18 protein-coding genes are annotated in these 13,743 nt (G+C 65.3%); 8 read left to right on the top strand and 10 right to left on the bottom strand.

The window, feature by feature from the left end:
* Nucleotides 1-183 precede the first annotated feature (183 nt).
* The 3 genes from IVB24_RS36305 to ychF are packed head-to-tail and all read left to right on the top strand — an operon-like array spanning nt 184 to nt 2,661.
* Complete coding sequence (locus IVB24_RS36305) at nt 184-894, top strand: 50S ribosomal protein L25/general stress protein Ctc (RefSeq protein ID WP_140482831.1); 711 nt, start codon at nt 184-186, stop codon at nt 892-894.
* 58 nt (nt 895-952) lie between these two features.
* Nucleotides 953-1,558 (top strand): aminoacyl-tRNA hydrolase, encoded by a 606-nt coding sequence (gene pth, locus IVB24_RS36300; RefSeq protein WP_247771430.1) that lies wholly within the window; start codon nt 953-955, stop codon nt 1,556-1,558.
* A gap of 5 nt (nt 1,559-1,563) precedes the next feature.
* Complete coding sequence (gene ychF, locus IVB24_RS36295) at nt 1,564-2,661, top strand: redox-regulated ATPase YchF (RefSeq protein ID WP_094895029.1); 1,098 nt, start codon at nt 1,564-1,566, stop codon at nt 2,659-2,661.
* 102 nt (nt 2,662-2,763) lie between these two features.
* Here ychF and IVB24_RS36290 read toward each other — a convergent pair whose 3' ends face one another.
* Nucleotides 2,764-3,060 (bottom strand): DUF4282 domain-containing protein, encoded by a 297-nt coding sequence (locus IVB24_RS36290; RefSeq protein ID WP_094895030.1) that lies wholly within the window; start codon nt 3,058-3,060, stop codon nt 2,764-2,766.
* Nucleotides 3,061-3,226: 166 nt separating this feature from the next.
* Here IVB24_RS36290 and IVB24_RS36285 point away from each other — a divergent pair, with 166 nt between their 5' ends.
* The 3 genes from IVB24_RS36285 to IVB24_RS36275 all read left to right on the top strand — a co-directional run bounded on the left by IVB24_RS36285 (nt 3,227) and on the right by IVB24_RS36275 (nt 4,506).
* A complete protein-coding gene (locus IVB24_RS36285) occupies nt 3,227-3,679 on the top strand; it encodes a MaoC family dehydratase (protein WP_247771429.1) in 453 nt (150 codons plus the stop codon).
* A complete protein-coding gene (locus tag IVB24_RS36280) occupies nt 3,679-4,161 on the top strand; it encodes a MaoC family dehydratase (protein WP_247771428.1) in 483 nt (160 codons plus the stop codon). Before IVB24_RS36285 ends, IVB24_RS36280 begins: the two co-directional genes overlap by 1 nt.
* Before the next feature lie 198 nt (nt 4,162-4,359).
* Entirely contained in the window at nt 4,360-4,506 is a 147-nt protein-coding gene (locus tag IVB24_RS36275) for a hypothetical protein (protein ID WP_162859507.1), read from the top strand.
* Nucleotides 4,507-4,547: 41 nt separating this feature from the next.
* Here IVB24_RS36275 and IVB24_RS36270 read toward each other — a convergent pair whose 3' ends face one another.
* The 5 genes from IVB24_RS36270 to IVB24_RS36250 all read right to left on the bottom strand — a co-directional run bounded on the left by IVB24_RS36270 (nt 4,548) and on the right by IVB24_RS36250 (nt 7,897).
* Complete coding sequence (locus IVB24_RS36270) at nt 4,548-4,685, bottom strand: hypothetical protein (protein ID WP_162848618.1); 138 nt, start codon at nt 4,683-4,685, stop codon at nt 4,548-4,550.
* A gap of 244 nt (nt 4,686-4,929) precedes the next feature.
* Nucleotides 4,930-5,352 (bottom strand): hypothetical protein, encoded by a 423-nt coding sequence (locus IVB24_RS36265; protein WP_028140177.1) that lies wholly within the window; start codon nt 5,350-5,352, stop codon nt 4,930-4,932.
* A 245-nt stretch (nt 5,353-5,597) separates the two neighbouring features.
* Complete coding sequence (locus tag IVB24_RS36260) at nt 5,598-6,518, bottom strand: hypothetical protein (protein ID WP_247771427.1); 921 nt, start codon at nt 6,516-6,518, stop codon at nt 5,598-5,600.
* 272 nt (nt 6,519-6,790) lie between these two features.
* Nucleotides 6,791-7,231, bottom strand: a complete 441-nt coding sequence (locus IVB24_RS36255; protein WP_247771426.1) for a nuclear transport factor 2 family protein — start codon at nt 7,229-7,231, stop codon at nt 6,791-6,793.
* Nucleotides 7,232-7,450: 219 nt separating this feature from the next.
* Nucleotides 7,451-7,897 carry a nuclear transport factor 2 family protein gene (locus IVB24_RS36250; RefSeq protein ID WP_140482839.1) on the bottom strand — a complete coding sequence of 149 codons (447 nt, stop codon included), beginning with the start codon at nt 7,895-7,897 and terminating at the stop codon, nt 7,451-7,453.
* A 248-nt stretch (nt 7,898-8,145) separates the two neighbouring features.
* On the opposite strand from IVB24_RS36250, the gene IVB24_RS36245 reads away from it, so the two are divergent.
* Nucleotides 8,146-8,385 carry a hypothetical protein gene (locus IVB24_RS36245; protein WP_094973031.1) on the top strand — a complete coding sequence of 80 codons (240 nt, stop codon included), beginning with the start codon at nt 8,146-8,148 and terminating at the stop codon, nt 8,383-8,385.
* Nucleotides 8,386-8,555: 170 nt separating this feature from the next.
* A complete protein-coding gene (locus tag IVB24_RS36240) occupies nt 8,556-8,942 on the top strand; it encodes a hypothetical protein (RefSeq protein WP_247771425.1) in 387 nt (128 codons plus the stop codon).
* Between the two features lie 89 nt (nt 8,943-9,031).
* On the opposite strand, the gene uvrB is transcribed toward IVB24_RS36240, so the two are convergent.
* The 4 genes from uvrB to IVB24_RS36220 all read right to left on the bottom strand — a co-directional run bounded on the left by uvrB (nt 9,032) and on the right by IVB24_RS36220 (nt 13,607).
* On the bottom strand, nt 9,032-12,019 hold the full coding sequence (gene uvrB, locus IVB24_RS36235; protein ID WP_247771424.1) for an excinuclease ABC subunit UvrB: 2,988 nt from the start codon (nt 12,017-12,019) through the stop codon (nt 9,032-9,034).
* Nucleotides 12,020-12,111: 92 nt separating this feature from the next.
* Entirely contained in the window at nt 12,112-12,342 is a 231-nt protein-coding gene (locus IVB24_RS36230; protein WP_094973028.1) for a hypothetical protein, read from the bottom strand.
* Between the two features lie 54 nt (nt 12,343-12,396).
* Complete coding sequence (locus IVB24_RS36225) at nt 12,397-12,621, bottom strand: hypothetical protein (protein WP_094973027.1); 225 nt, start codon at nt 12,619-12,621, stop codon at nt 12,397-12,399.
* Between the two features lie 71 nt (nt 12,622-12,692).
* A complete protein-coding gene (locus tag IVB24_RS36220) occupies nt 12,693-13,607 on the bottom strand; it encodes a LysR substrate-binding domain-containing protein (RefSeq protein WP_247774240.1) in 915 nt (304 codons plus the stop codon).
* Nucleotides 13,608-13,743: the final 136 nt, after the last annotated feature.

Below are 13,743 nucleotides of genomic sequence, written 5' to 3'. Positions count from 1 at the left end.
GCCATGACGGTGTTCCGGGCCACGCCGGCTGCAAAAAATCCTCGCATTTCCTTGTCATTTCCGCATCTTCCGGGTAAAAGCCCGCCACGTCCGCGGCCCCCGCACCCCTGGAGGCTTGCTGTGGACGGCACCATGGGCCGCCTTGCGGCCCATTAACTTTTGCAAAAACAAGGACTTAACGACATGGCGACGACCGTCAAGGAATTGAAGGCGACCGCACGTCCGAAGAGCGGCAAGGGGGCCGCCCGGGCTGAGCGTCGCGCCGGGAAAGTGCCCGGAGTGATCTACGGCAACAAGCAACCCCCGCTCCCGATCTCGGTTGACGATCGTGAATTGCGCCAGCGCATCCTCGCCGGCCGGTTCCTGACCACGCTGGTCGACATCGACCTCGACGGCAAGAAGCACCGCGTGATTCCGCGCGACTATCACCTCGATCCGGTCAAGGACTTCCCGATCCATGTCGACTTCATGCGGCTCGGCGAAGGCGCCACCATTCGCATCAGCGTTCCCCTGCATGTCGTGAAGGCGGAAGGCTCGCCCGGCGTGAAGCGCGGCGGCGCCGTCAACATCGTGGCTCATGCGATCGAGATCGAATGCGGCGCCGAGAGCATCCCGCAGTACATCGAGGCCGATGTCGGCTCGCTCGAAATCGGTCACTCCTTGCATCTGTCGGACGTCAAGCTGCCGGCCGGCGTGAAGGCGCTGACCCGCGAGGACGCGACCCTCGTCACCATCGTGCCGCCGTCCGGCTACGCCGAAGAGCAGAAGGCTGCTGCGGCGGCTGCGGCTCCTGGCGCTGCTGCGGCTGCTCCGGCGGCTGGTGCTGCCCCGGCTGCGGGTGCTGCTCCGGCGGCCGCTGCCAAGGCTCCCGCCGGCGGCGAAAAGAAGAAGTAATCTCTCAAAGCTGGCGCGCGGTCTCTGATCGCGCGCCGAGCGAGGGGCGCGCCGCGTCATGCGACTGTTTGTTGGGCTCGGCAATCCCGGCGCGAAATACGCACGTAACCGGCACAATATCGGCTTCATGGCCGTCGACGAGATCGCGCGGCGTCATGGTTTCGGACCATGGCGCCGTCGTTTTCAGGGCGAGACCTCGGAAGGCACGCTCGGCACCGAGCGCGTGATCCTGCTCAAGCCCACGACGTACATGAACGATTCCGGTCGCAGCGTTCAGGAAGCCGCAAGCTTCTTCAAGATCGCCATGGGCGACGTCACTGTGTTTCATGACGAGCTCGAGCTGCCGCCGGGCAAGGTGCGGGTGAAGATCGGCGGCGGTATCGCCGGCCATAACGGGTTGCGCTCGATCTCCGCACATATCGGCAACGACTATCGCCGTGTGCGGCTCGGCATCGGTCATCCCGGCGTCAAGGAACTGGTGCACGGCCACGTGCTGTCGGACTTCGCAAAGGCCGACAACGACTGGGTGACGACGCTGTGCGAGGCGGTGGCCGAGCACGCAGGCCTGGTCGCCAAGGGCACGGATGCGACCTTTGCCAACAGGGTGCATCTCGCGATGCAGGCGAAGGGATTTTTGACCAAGGACGACAACGGCAAGGAATAACGCTCGTGGGATTCAAATGCGGGATCGTCGGATTGCCCAATGTCGGCAAGTCGACTTTGTTCAATGCGCTGACCGAGACGGCCGCGGCGCAGGCGGCGAACTATCCGTTCTGCACCATCGAGCCGAATGTCGGCGAGGTCGCCGTGCCGGATCCGCGGCTCGACAAGCTCGCAGCGATCGCCAAATCCGGCCAGATCATCCCGACCCGGCTGACCTTCGTCGACATCGCCGGCCTCGTCCGCGGCGCCTCCAAGGGCGAAGGCCTCGGCAACCAGTTCCTCGCCAACATCCGCGAGGTCGACGCCATCGCGCATGTCGTGCGCTGCTTTGAGGATTCCGACATCACCCATGTCGAGGGCAAGATCGCCCCGCTCGCGGACATCGAGACCATCGAGACCGAGCTGATGCTCGCCGACCTCGACAGCCTCGAGAAGCGCGTCGACAACCTCACCAAGAAGGCCAAGGGCAACGACAAGGACGCCAAGGAGCAGCTCGACCTCGTCAACCGCACCCTGGTGCTTCTCCGCGAGGGCAAGCCCGCGCGCCTCGTCGAGCGCAAGGCGGAAGAGGAGCGCGCCTTCGGGATGCTCGGCCTGCTGTCGTCCAAGCCCGTGCTCTATGTCTGCAACGTCGAGGAAGGCTCGGCCGCGACGGGCAATGCGTTCTCCAAGGCGGTGCAGGAGCAGGCCGCCAAGGAAGGCGCCGTCGCCGTCGTCATCTCGGCCAAGATCGAATCCGAGATCGCCACCATTTCACGCGATGAGCGTGCCGACTTCCTGGAGACGCTGGGTCTCGAAGAGGCCGGCCTCGATCGTCTGATCCGCGCCGGCTACACGCTGCTCGACCTCATCACCTACTTCACGGTGGGCCCGAAGGAAGCGCGCGCCTGGACCATCTACCGCGGCACCAAGGCGCCGGGCGCGGCCGGTGTGATCCACACCGACTTCGAAAAGGGCTTCATCCGCGCCGAGACGATTGCTTATGAGGATTACGTGGCACTCGGCGGCGAAGCCGGCGCCCGCGATGCCGGCAAGCTTCGTCTCGAAGGCAAGGAATACGTCGTCGCCGACGGCGACGTGATGCATTTCCGGTTCAATACGTAAGCTGCGAACAGCGGTCCCGTAGCGTAACCCACCAATGGCTCGATCCGCGGAAACAGAAGAGGTGGGTTACGGCTTCGCCTAACCCACCCTACGAGACCACCCTCACCGCAGTCCGCCGCCCTGGTCGCGGATCGCGCCGAGATGCTCGTTGATGCGGAAGACGATCAGGATCAGCTCGGCGAGGATGCGCGAGAACACGATCCCGACGACGACGCTCGCGATCGACGACAGCAGCACCAGGAAACCGCCGAACGGGCTGATCGCCATCGCAGCGAGCCCTGAGAAGATTCCGGAGAGGCCGAACAGGCAGATCAGCGCGATCACCAGCCAATAGAAGGTCTTGATGATCGTCGGCGTGATAAAGCGGTCCCACTGAAACAGATCGCTGAATGAAAACATTGCTCTCCCCAGGGCATCGGGCCTTGGTAAATGGATCTTGGCCCTCGGTCGATCCGACTCAAGACCAACGCTGCCACCCCGTATGTAGCACGAGCCATGCGGGCCGGCGGGTTGAGATTGCCGCAAAGTGCGGCCACAATCTGTCATTTCCGCAAGCAATCCCAAGATGACCCTGACCTTCGAAGATTTCCCGCCCGGCCGGTTCGGAACATTCGGCCCGCGCCATGTCACCCGCGATGAGATCTTGGCCTTTGCCGCCGAGTTCGATCCGCAGCCGATGCATCTCGACGAGGAGGCCGCAGCCAAGAGCATGCTGCGCGGCCTCTCCGGCTCGGGCTGGCACCTCTGTTCGCTGATGATGCGCATGATGGCCGATGGTTTCATTACCCGTGCCGCCTCGCTCGGCTCGCCCGGCGTCGACGAGGTGCGCTGGCTGTCGCCGCTCCGGCCCGGCGACGATCTCATGCTCGACGTCGACGTGTTGGAGGCGCGCCCCTCGAAGAGCCGGCCCGAGCTCGGCATCGTCAAGTTCAAATGCACCGTGCGCAACGCCAGGGGGGAGGCGCTGGGTGAGATGACCTCGCCGATCCTGATCGAGCGGCGCGAGGGGGCGGTCTGATGCGGTTCTTCGACGACATCGAGATCGGCCAGCGCCGCGAGATCGGCACCTATACGTTCACGGCCGAGGCCATCAAGAATTTCGCCGCGAAGTTCGATCCGCAGCGTTTTCACCTCGACGAGGAGGAGGGCAAGAACTCGCTGTTCGGCGGGCTCGCGGCTTCGGGCTGGCATGTCGGCTCGGCCTGCATGAGCCTGCTTGTCGCCGACGGCCAGCGCTTGGCGCGCGAAGCCGCATCGCGCGGCGAGGAGGTCGCGGTGTGGGGGCCATCGCCGGGCTTTCGCGACCTGCGCTGGATCCGGCCGGTGCTCGCCGGCGACACCGTCGCTTACGTCAACGTCGTCATCGACAAGCGTATTTCCGCCTCGCGCCCCGGCTGGGGCATCTTGACTGCCCGCACCACCGGCACCAACCAGCGCGGCGAGGAGGTCTATTCCATCACCGCCAGCGCCTTCGTGCCGATGCGTGCGAAGAGCGCTTAGACCTGTTCCAAGATGAACGCGGCAAATGATGCGCGAGTGTTGCCCGCGCGCTATGGACGCGATTCCGGGCGGCTGCCATAAGCCTGCGCAAGATGGTTACCGCGAAGCAGTTTTGCGGAACCAGTCAGTTGCTAACTAATTATGAACCTGTCGCTGTCTATTTGAAACGAACTGGGCAGACGACAGGGGACGAGGACCATGGCTGATCGCGGCGCACTCAAGTTTGTTGGATTTCTCTTCGCGACCGCGACGCTGGCAGTGATGCTGGTCGCCGGCATGGTGGTGAAGGGCTATGCCGATGGCGCCTACACCCTGGAAGCCTCGGCTGTCGACGCGAGCCGGTAAGCGTTCGCTAAATCCGCGGGACCGCGAAGCGGCCTCCGCCCTCAGCGGCTATAGACCAACGCCAGGACCGCGATCGAAACCGCCAACAACCCGACAAAGCGCAGCATGATCGTGCCGAATTGATTCGGCGCGCGCCGCAAGGGTATCGGGTCCGTGGTATCGGGCCGAATGCTTTCCATCTGAATGTCCCCAAGCCCGGCCGTAGCGGCACGGGCGCTCGGCATTGGTCGTTGGGGAGCGGCAGAGGGTTCAAACTACAGCCACCGCTGTCATGCCCCGGCTCGATGTTTAGTCCGGAGACATGGCTGACACCTGTGTTGGGGAGACTGCGTGAGGGCAAGCACTTCGCGTCCGTACAGCCCCAGAATCAAAACCGCCGCGCCCTTTCGGAACGCGGCGGCTGGTGATGCGTGGTATCGGCGATCAGCTGTTGCGCAGGCCGTCGGCGGCGCGCTTCCACTGTGCGACGTTGTCGGCGATCATCCGGGTCGACTTCATCGCGGCCTGGCTGAGCTGGGCGTAGCCGGAGATCTCGCGCTGGACGCGCTGGCCTTCGGCATGCAGCAGGTCGCGCAGGCTCTCGAGCTCCGAGATCAAATTCTCGATCTCGGCGAGCGAAGTGCCGGCGACGCGCTGGATCAGCGAGTTCACGTTGGTGACGGTGGCTTCCGCGCTCGGGTCGAGCGGCGGCGCGTCGGTGGTCGTCGCCGCCGGACGGCGCAGATAGGCGATATCGTTGCGGACGAAATCGCGGATGCCGGCTTCGACTTCCGTGACTGCAGCGAGGTTGGTGTCGACCGTCTCGGTCTCGGCGGCTTCGGTCTTTTCCGGACGCATGGCGTTCATCGTTATTCCCCTGTTCGCGTTGAGCGCAGCGCGAGTGTCCCCCGCACGACGACGTCTGTGAGGCTTGCTCATCTGGACGTCCGATTTTGGCCGCAAATGGGCCGAGATGCGGCAAGGGCGGACCATTCGGGGGTTTTGCCGTGGCGTATGGTTACGAGAGTCTGAACGCCGCCGATGCATGGCCAATGCGCGGCTCGGGCGGCGCCCGACTCCCTCGCCCCGCAGGCGGGGAGAGGCGAAGGAACTCACCAGCTCTTCTTGAAACCCGCCGTCACGCTCTTGTTGATCGCGCCTTGCGAGGTCTCGCCGACCGAGCCGGAGACGGTGACGTTGTCGAACAGCTTCTGCTCGGCGCCGACCTTGCGCAGCCATTTGTCGTCGGTGGTCGACAACGTCTGGCCGGCGGTGACGCTGGTGCCGGTGTCGGTGAGGGTGACCTTGGCGGACTGGTCGGTCTCGTAATTGCGGGTGACGTGGCCGCCGATGCCGGGGACCGCACTCGTGCCCTGCTGGTTGACGCTGTAGCCGTTCTGCAGCGTCAGCGAAGTGTCGCCGGACAGCGGCACCGATTTGATCAGCGATGCCCCGAGGCTGCTCTGTTCCGAGCCGGGGTCGACGCGGGCTTCGACCGCGGTCTTGTCCCAGATCACGCCCGCGCCGGGCGCGGTTGCCGTCGCCCAGGCGCTGCCGGAGGATTGCGGCAGGTTGCCGCCATTGGTGGCCTTTTGCGCCAGCAACTCGGACATCGTCCGCGGCTCGCGCGCCACCGTCATGTCGGCGCCGATCCGCGTATCCCAGAACGAGAACACGGATTGCTTCACCGTCACCGCCGAGGAGCCGTTGGCATTGGCGTTCGATGACCAGTCGAGGCCGTCCTTGGCGGCGGCCTGCGCGCGCTTCCTGGCGGCCATGGGGTCGATGCCGGTGCCGGCGTCGACCGCAAGCTGGCTCCAGTCGAGCTTGTCGACGTCGATGCCCTTCATCACGTCGGGGTCGTTGACGTCGGGGACCTCTGCCGTCTCGGTCTCGGCCTCGTCGTCGGCTACGGCCGCGGGTGGGGAGAAGGGCGGAATGATCTGCGCCGAAGCCGTCAGCACCGAGCCCAAGATGAACGCGGCCGCCAGCACCGGCAGCCTGGTCCAGCCAAAACCTGTCGAGAATTCCATCGTCCTGCCCGCGAACCCCGGCGCATGTTGTCCGCCAGTATAAGGCGGTCCTCGGTGATGACCATGCGCCATTCGGTCTGCTTGCATCAATGCGGATTTATCGTTGCGAAATTGTGGCACCTCGCGTGGGGGACGCGAACCAACGGGCCGCGCGAAAGGCGCGCGCCCGACGACAGCTCTCGATGCGACGGCATCCGGCGGGGCTGGAGGCCAGGACGTCGCGTCAGGCATCGTCATCGGTCCCGAACAGCGGGGCCCGTTGGTGTCCCCCTTCAGCCGACGCCGGTCATCTTCGGCAGATGAATGGCGCGGCCGAGTGCCTGCTCGACCAGGTCGAAGGTGTCGATCAGGACGCGCATGCTGGCAAGCTTGCCCGCCCTGAACTGGGCGAACTGCGCGACTCGCAAGCTGATCGGCTTGTTGGAGTCCAGTGCCGTCAGCGAGTAGCGCAGCATCGAGGCGGCGGAATCGACGCCCAGCATGATGCTCTCGCGGTCGAAGCGGCGGACCTGGAAATTGTCGGCGAGCTGGCGGATGACGTCGAGCACGGCGTCCTTGCCCTGGCGCGCGCCGAGGAACGGAAACATGTCGATCGGGCCGTAGAGCGCCCATTCGACGTCCTCGTCGATCAGGGCCTCGATGTCCTCGAAATGCCGGTCGTTGATCGCGCGGTGCAACGAGCGCGAGAAACGCCAGAGGCTGTGCTCTGTCATTTTGGGCAGTCCTGACGCTGGCTTTGCGATAAAAAACGGAAAACGACCCCGGGCGCCGTCAGGCGGTGAGGCTCAACTCATTTGTATGCAAACAAAATAGGTGGTTTCGGCCAAAACGCAATTCACGTTTTTGCAATGCACAATTGATGGCGATATGTGAAATTTGCAACAGAACCCCGTAATCTCCCGGGTGTCGGCGGGTTCCAGGGCAGGGGAGGCTCAGTCCGTCCGCTGACCCACGATCAGCGGCCCGATCTCGCGCTCGAGCACCTGCTGCACCAGATCGTAGGAATCGATGATCTCGCGGATCTCCGCCACCAGCCCGCCGCGGAAGCTGTAGAACACCGCCATGTCGAACTGCACGATGCGGTCGTTGCTTCGCTTCCTGAAATAGGTGTGCATGTAGGTTGCGACCTGGTCGGCCTCGGCAACGATGTGCCGCGCCTTGTAGCGGACCTCCGAATAGCGCGACCAGATCGTCTGCCAGAGTTCGCGCAGCTGTTGCTTGCCGTGGCGCGGCACCATGTGCGGCAGCACGTCGATCGGCGCATGGGTGAGAAAGTCGACGTCCTCGGTGCAGCACGCCAGCGCGGCCTCGAGATCGCCCCGCGCGAAGGCGTCGAGCAGATGCAGCACGCGTTGCCTGTTCAGCTTTTCGACCGTCATGCCGCTCCCGTCCTCGTTGGTCGTGGGATTGCAACGCTACCGTGGGTGTCGCGGGTTCATAAATCCGCAAAAACACGCCAGCGCCATGCCGCGTTCATGGGGGGCTGCGGGTTGCGCACTTGTCTGCGTGCGGGCCTCTGTACCATGCGATGACGCCGCAGGCCCATCGGCGGGGCCTTGCCCGGATGGGAACCCGGACCCTCCCGCGTTCGTTGAGGGTCCAACGTCGCATCCGGAGACATCGACCCATGAAATCGCCGCTTCTCGCCGTCACCGCCGCGCTGCTCATGCTCGGCGCGACCTCCGCCGCCAACGCCAAGGGCTGCATCAAGGGCGCCATCGTCGGCGGCGTCGCCGGCCACTATGCCGGCCATCACGGCGTGCTGGGCGCCGCCGCCGGCTGCCTCTATGGCCGGCACCACGCCAAGGAGCAGGAAAAGCAGCGGCAGCAGCAGCAAAGCCAGGTGAACGGGCAGGGGAAGCTGTAATTCTCTGTCATTCCCGGGCGCGCCATTTGGCGCGAACTGAGATGCGCAATTGCGCATCTGAGAATCCATCTCGCCGCTTGCCCCGGTGGAAGAGCAGGGCGTGACGCATCTCACATCGCCGAGCGCCAAGGGCGGCTATCGTCATCTCCATGTCATCAGGGAGACGTGCCATGGCCGCCATCGCCACCGCCAGAAAGTCCCGCCTGCATAACGCGCTCGAGGGCCTCGCGCTGACCGCGACCCTGCAGAGCTTCCCGACCTTCGCCGCCGCCGCGTTCCTGCTCAAGCTCGTCGGCAACCACGACCTCGTCGGCGACCCCGGCGTCGCCATCTTCGTGGCCATCGCCTCGCTCGCCCATGCGATGCTGGCGGTCACTTTGGGCCCGAGCTTCCCAGGCTTCTTCAAGACCGTCTACGAGCCGAAATTCTTCGAGGCCCATTTGTCGCTGTCCGACAAGATCACGGCCTGGCGCACCCAGCCGGTCGCCTCGCTCCAGCTCATGACGATCGTGCTGCTGCTGTCGGTGATGGCCGTGGTGACGGCGAGCGTGGGGTGAGGGCGGAAGTCTTTCCGCCCTCATTCCGGGGGGCCGCAAAGCGGCGAGCCCGGAATCCATACCCACAAACGGCGCTGCCGACTTAGGCCCTACCTCTTCTTCCACCCACCCCGCCGCCCCGGCATCCCACCCGTCGACTTCGGCGCCGGCCCGAACTCCGGCCCCGACTGCCGTGAATCCGTCGGCTGGATAATCCGGCTAGTGCTACCGAACGGCTTTGACGGCAGCGTCTGCTTCTCGCGGTACGGCAGCGACTCCGGCCCGTGCATCTCGTCGAGATGCGGCTTGTGCACCTTCGAGCCGCTGCCGCCGCCGCTCGCCTTCAGCGCGGAGCTCACGGTCTTCTTCTTCATCGCGCTGACCGGCAAGTTCGCGGCGTCGCCATATTTCTTGCTGCCGGCATAGGCGCCGGCCTTGCCCTGCACAACGCGCTGCTTGGCGGTGGGATCGTCGACCACCGCGAGCTCGGTGGCACGCAGGCGCTTGACCTCGTCGCGCAGGCGGGCGGCTTCCTCGAAGTTCAGATCGGCGGCGGCCTCGCGCATCCGGGTTTCGAGATCGGCGAGCACGGCCTCGAAATTGTGGCCGATCGAGATGACGTCGTCGGTCATGTCATGGCCGCCGACCTCGACCAGCACGTGGTCGCGCTCGTAGACGGAGTTGAGGATGTCGCCGATCTGCTTCTTCACGCTCTCCGGCGTGATGCCGTTGGCGGTGTTGTACTCGACCTGCTTTTCGCGGCGGCGGTTGGTCTCGGCGATGGCGCGCTCCATCGAACCCGTCATCTGGTCGGCATAGAGGATCACCTTGCCGTCGACGTTGCGCGCGGCGCGGCCGATGGTCTGGATCAAGGACGTTTCACTGCGCAGAAAACCTTCCTTGTCGGCGTCGAGGATCGCGACCAGCGCGCATTCGGGGATGTCGAGACCTTCGCGCAACAGGTTGATGCCGACCAGCGCGTCGAACGCGCCCAGGCGCAAGTCCCGGATGATCTCGATGCGCTCGATGGTGTCGATGTCGCTGTGCATGTAGCGGACGCGGATGCCCTGCTCGTGCAGATATTCGGTGAGATCCTCCGCCATGCGTTTTGTGAGGACCGTGATCAGCGAGCGATAGCCGGCCTGCGCGGTGGCGCGGACCTCGCCGACGAGATCGTCGACCTGGGTGCGGGCCGGGCGGATGTCGACAGGCGGATCGATCAGTCCGGTCGGGCGAATGACCTGCTCAACGAACACGCCGCCGCTCTCGTTCAGCTCCCAGGCGCTCGGCGTCGCCGACACCGCGACCGTCTGCGGCCGCATCATGTCCCATTCCTCGAAGCGGAGCGGGCGATTGTCCATGCACGACGGCAGGCGGAAGCCGTATTCGGCCAGCGTCGCCTTGCGGCGGAAGTCGCCGCGGAACATGCCGCCGATCTGCGGCACCGTGACGTGGCTCTCGTCGGCGAACACCAGCGCGTTGTCGGGGACGTATTCGAACAGCGTCGGCGGCGGCTCGCCGGGCAGGCGCCCGGTAAGATAGCGCGAATAGTTCTCGATGCCGGCGCAGCTCCCCGTCGCCTCCATCATCTCGAGGTCGAATGTGGTGCGCTGCTCCAGCCGCTGCGCTTCCAGCAGGCGACCCTGGTCGTGGAGCTGGTCGAGCCGTTGCTTCAGCTCCGCTTTGATCGACTTGATCGCCTGCACCAGCGTCGGGCGGGGCGTCACATAGTGCGAGTTGGCGTACATCTTGATGAATTCGAGCTCGTCCTGCTTGTGGCCGGTGAGCGGGTCGAACTCCTCGATGGTCTCGATGGTGTCGCCGAACAGGTTCACGCGCCAGGCCCGGTCTTCGTAGTGCGCCGGGAAGATGTCGATGACGTCGCCGCGCACGCGAAACGTGCCGCGGGTAAAATCGTGCTGGGTGCGCTTGTACTGCAGTGCGACGAGGTCGGCGATCAGCTGGCGCTGGTCGATCCGCTCGCCCTTCTTCAGCGCGAAGGTCATCGCGGTGTAGGTCTCGACCGAGCCGATACCGTAGATGCAGGACACCGAAGCGACGATGATGACGTCGTCGCGTTCGAGCAGCGCGCGCGTCGCCGAGTGGCGCATGCGGTCGATCTGCTCGTTGATCGACGAGTCCTTTTCGATGTAGGTGTCCGTGCGCGGAACGTAGGCTTCCGGCTGGTAATAGTCGTAATACGAGACGAAATACTCGACCGCGTTGTCCGGGAAGAAGCTCTTGAACTCGCCATAGAGCTGGGCGGCGAGCGTCTTGTTCGGCGCCAGGATGATGGCGGGGCGCTGCGTCGCCTCGATCACCTTGGCCATGGTGTAGGTCTTGCCCGAGCCGGTGACGCCTAGCAGCACCTGCGAACGGTCGTTCCGGTTGATGCCTTCGACCAGTTCGGCGATCGCGGTCGGCTGGTCGCCGCGCGGCTCATAGGGCGACTTGATCTCGAAGCGCACGCCGCCTTCGGACTTTTCCGGCCGCGGCGGCCGGTGCGGGGTCCACACCTTGGTGGAGCCGTCGTTCTTGCGGAACTCCGGCCGCCCCTCGCGGATCAGCGATTCCAGCGCGTCGGCGGTCGCCTTGACGCCGAGCGCCTCCATCTTGTTCCGCGGCGGACGCGCGAGCGCTTCCGCATCGTCCTCCTCGGTGGGAAAACCGAGTTGCCGCGCCAGTTCCGGATCGAGTGTCGGGATCGTGGCCGCGGTGCCGTAATTGGCCTGCGGCGCCTCGTCGAAGCCACCGCTCTCGGAGGCGCGGGCCCCCGGCGGCTGCGGGTTGGGCCGCAGCGGCATCGGCCGCGTATTGTCCTGCGGAAACTGCTTTTGAAGGTCTTTGGGCGTCGAGGCCCGTGCCCGGTGCGCCGCAGCCTCGCCGCCCGAGCGGCGGTCGCGCGAATTGTCCGGCGGCGGCTGCAGCCCGGTGCCCGATCCAAGCCCGGCGTCGCCGCGATTGATCGCGGGATTCAGAAGTTCAGCCAGCGCCGGCCCGATCGGCTGCACATCGGGCCGATGTGCCTTCGAGTTGGGAGCCTTGGAGTTGGGAGCCTTGGATTTGGTGGATTTCGGGGGAGCAGGTTTCTTCGCCATAGGGCGAATATGGGACGAGTCCGCCCCTCAGAAAAGGGCGAATGACCGTCGCCATGCAGCCTGCTGACAGCAGGTTGGCAGCTGGGCAGGGCTCACACCGCCGGCAGCGGCCCGTCGCCGTCCACGACCATCAGGCGCGGCTCGAGGATGTCGAGGTGGATGCCGCCGCACTCGTCGCAGCGCATGGCCCAGTACTCGCATCCGGTGCGACCGCCGATCACGCGGAGCACCGTCAGGTCGCCGCTGCATTCCGGGCATGTCGACAACACATCGCGGCTGTAGATCCTCGGTCGCGACGTGTCTTCGATTTCGATGACTGACATGACAGTTCCCCCCTTGGCGCTGCGTTGTCCCTGGTCTGCTTGCCGTCCCGCCCGCTATTCGTCGTCGTTGTCGGCCCGGCGGCGGAAGCGGTCGATATGGTGCTTGGCGTCGGCGATCGCGGCGCTCTGATCGGGCCAGGCGAAACCGACTTCCATCGCCGGAAACAGCACGCCGTCGATGGCGACGGGGCTGAGGTCGGCGCGGCGGATGCGGGCGTGCCAGAGGCCTTTGCCGGCCTCGAAGGATTCAATGTCAAAGCCGTCGTAAAGGGTCGTCATTCCAGTCGGTCCCACGTTTCTTTTCGGAGGGTCAGGGGACCACGATTGCGGATTGCGGAATGTGAAGCCGTTCACAAACGGCGGGCTTTTTTGCTTCCCGGCGTCGGACGGGTGGCGGGTTCCGAGGCCGCGCGCATGATCCAGCGGCGGAACGCGGCAAAGTCGCGCTGCTCGGTCTGGAAGCTGCGATAGACCAGATACCAGCGCATGCCCTTGGGCACCGAGAGGTCGAACGGGGCGACCAGCCGGCCGGCGGCGAGGTCGTCGTCGATATAGGGGCGGATGCCCATGGCGATGCCGAGCCCGTCGGCGGCGGCCTGCAGCGCCTGGCCGTAGAACTGGAACTCGGGCCCGCGCGGGTTGATGCGAGGGAGGTTCGCGGCCTTCAGCCAGATCGGCCAGTCCTCGGGTGAATGTTCGACCCGGATCAGGCTCGGGCCCTTGAGGTCGGCCGGGCGCTTGAGGACGCTCGCGAGGCGGGGCACGCAGACCGGGGTGAGATCGCCGGCGAACAGCGGCTCGGCGACCAGCCCGGGCCAGTCGCCGGTGCCGAGCTTGATGCCGCAGCTCCAGTCCTCGCCGAACGGCACCGACGCGCCGCCGGTGGTGAAGCGAACCTCGATGTCGGGCTCCTCGCTGCGAAACTCCGACAGGCGCGGGATCAGCCAGCGCATCGCAAAGGTGTGGCCGACGCCGATGGTGAGCACGCGAACGCTTGCCGGCGCGGTCACCTGCGCGGTCAGGCTGGCCAGCGCATCGAAGATCGGCGTCAGCCCGCTTTGATAGGCACGGCCGGCCTGGGTCAGCACCAGCTTGTTGGCCTTGCGCTCGAACAGCGCGACGCCGAGCCGCTCTTCCAGCAGATGCACCATGCGGCTGACCGCGGCCGCCGACACGCTCAGCTCGAGCCCGGCCGCAGCAAAGCTGCCGGTCCGCGCCGCCGCCTCGAATGCCTTGATGCCGTTGAGAAACAGCAGACGCCGCAAATGCAGGACCTCATACAAGACCCTCAGGAAAGCTGAGGCCAGGCCAAGATAACTCAGTTTGCGAAGGTGGAGCAAGCGGGGCAGATTTTACAGCGTAGTTTCAGGCTGATTTGCCGGGAAGCGCCACGACCTCTTC

The sequence above is a fragment of the Bradyrhizobium sp. 192 genome (assembly GCF_023100965.1).
GTDB classification, from domain to species: domain Bacteria; phylum Pseudomonadota; class Alphaproteobacteria; order Rhizobiales; family Xanthobacteraceae; genus Bradyrhizobium; species Bradyrhizobium symbiodeficiens.
The sequence above is the reverse complement of the archived record's forward strand: the minus strand, read 5'-3'. Positions and strand labels throughout refer to the sequence as shown.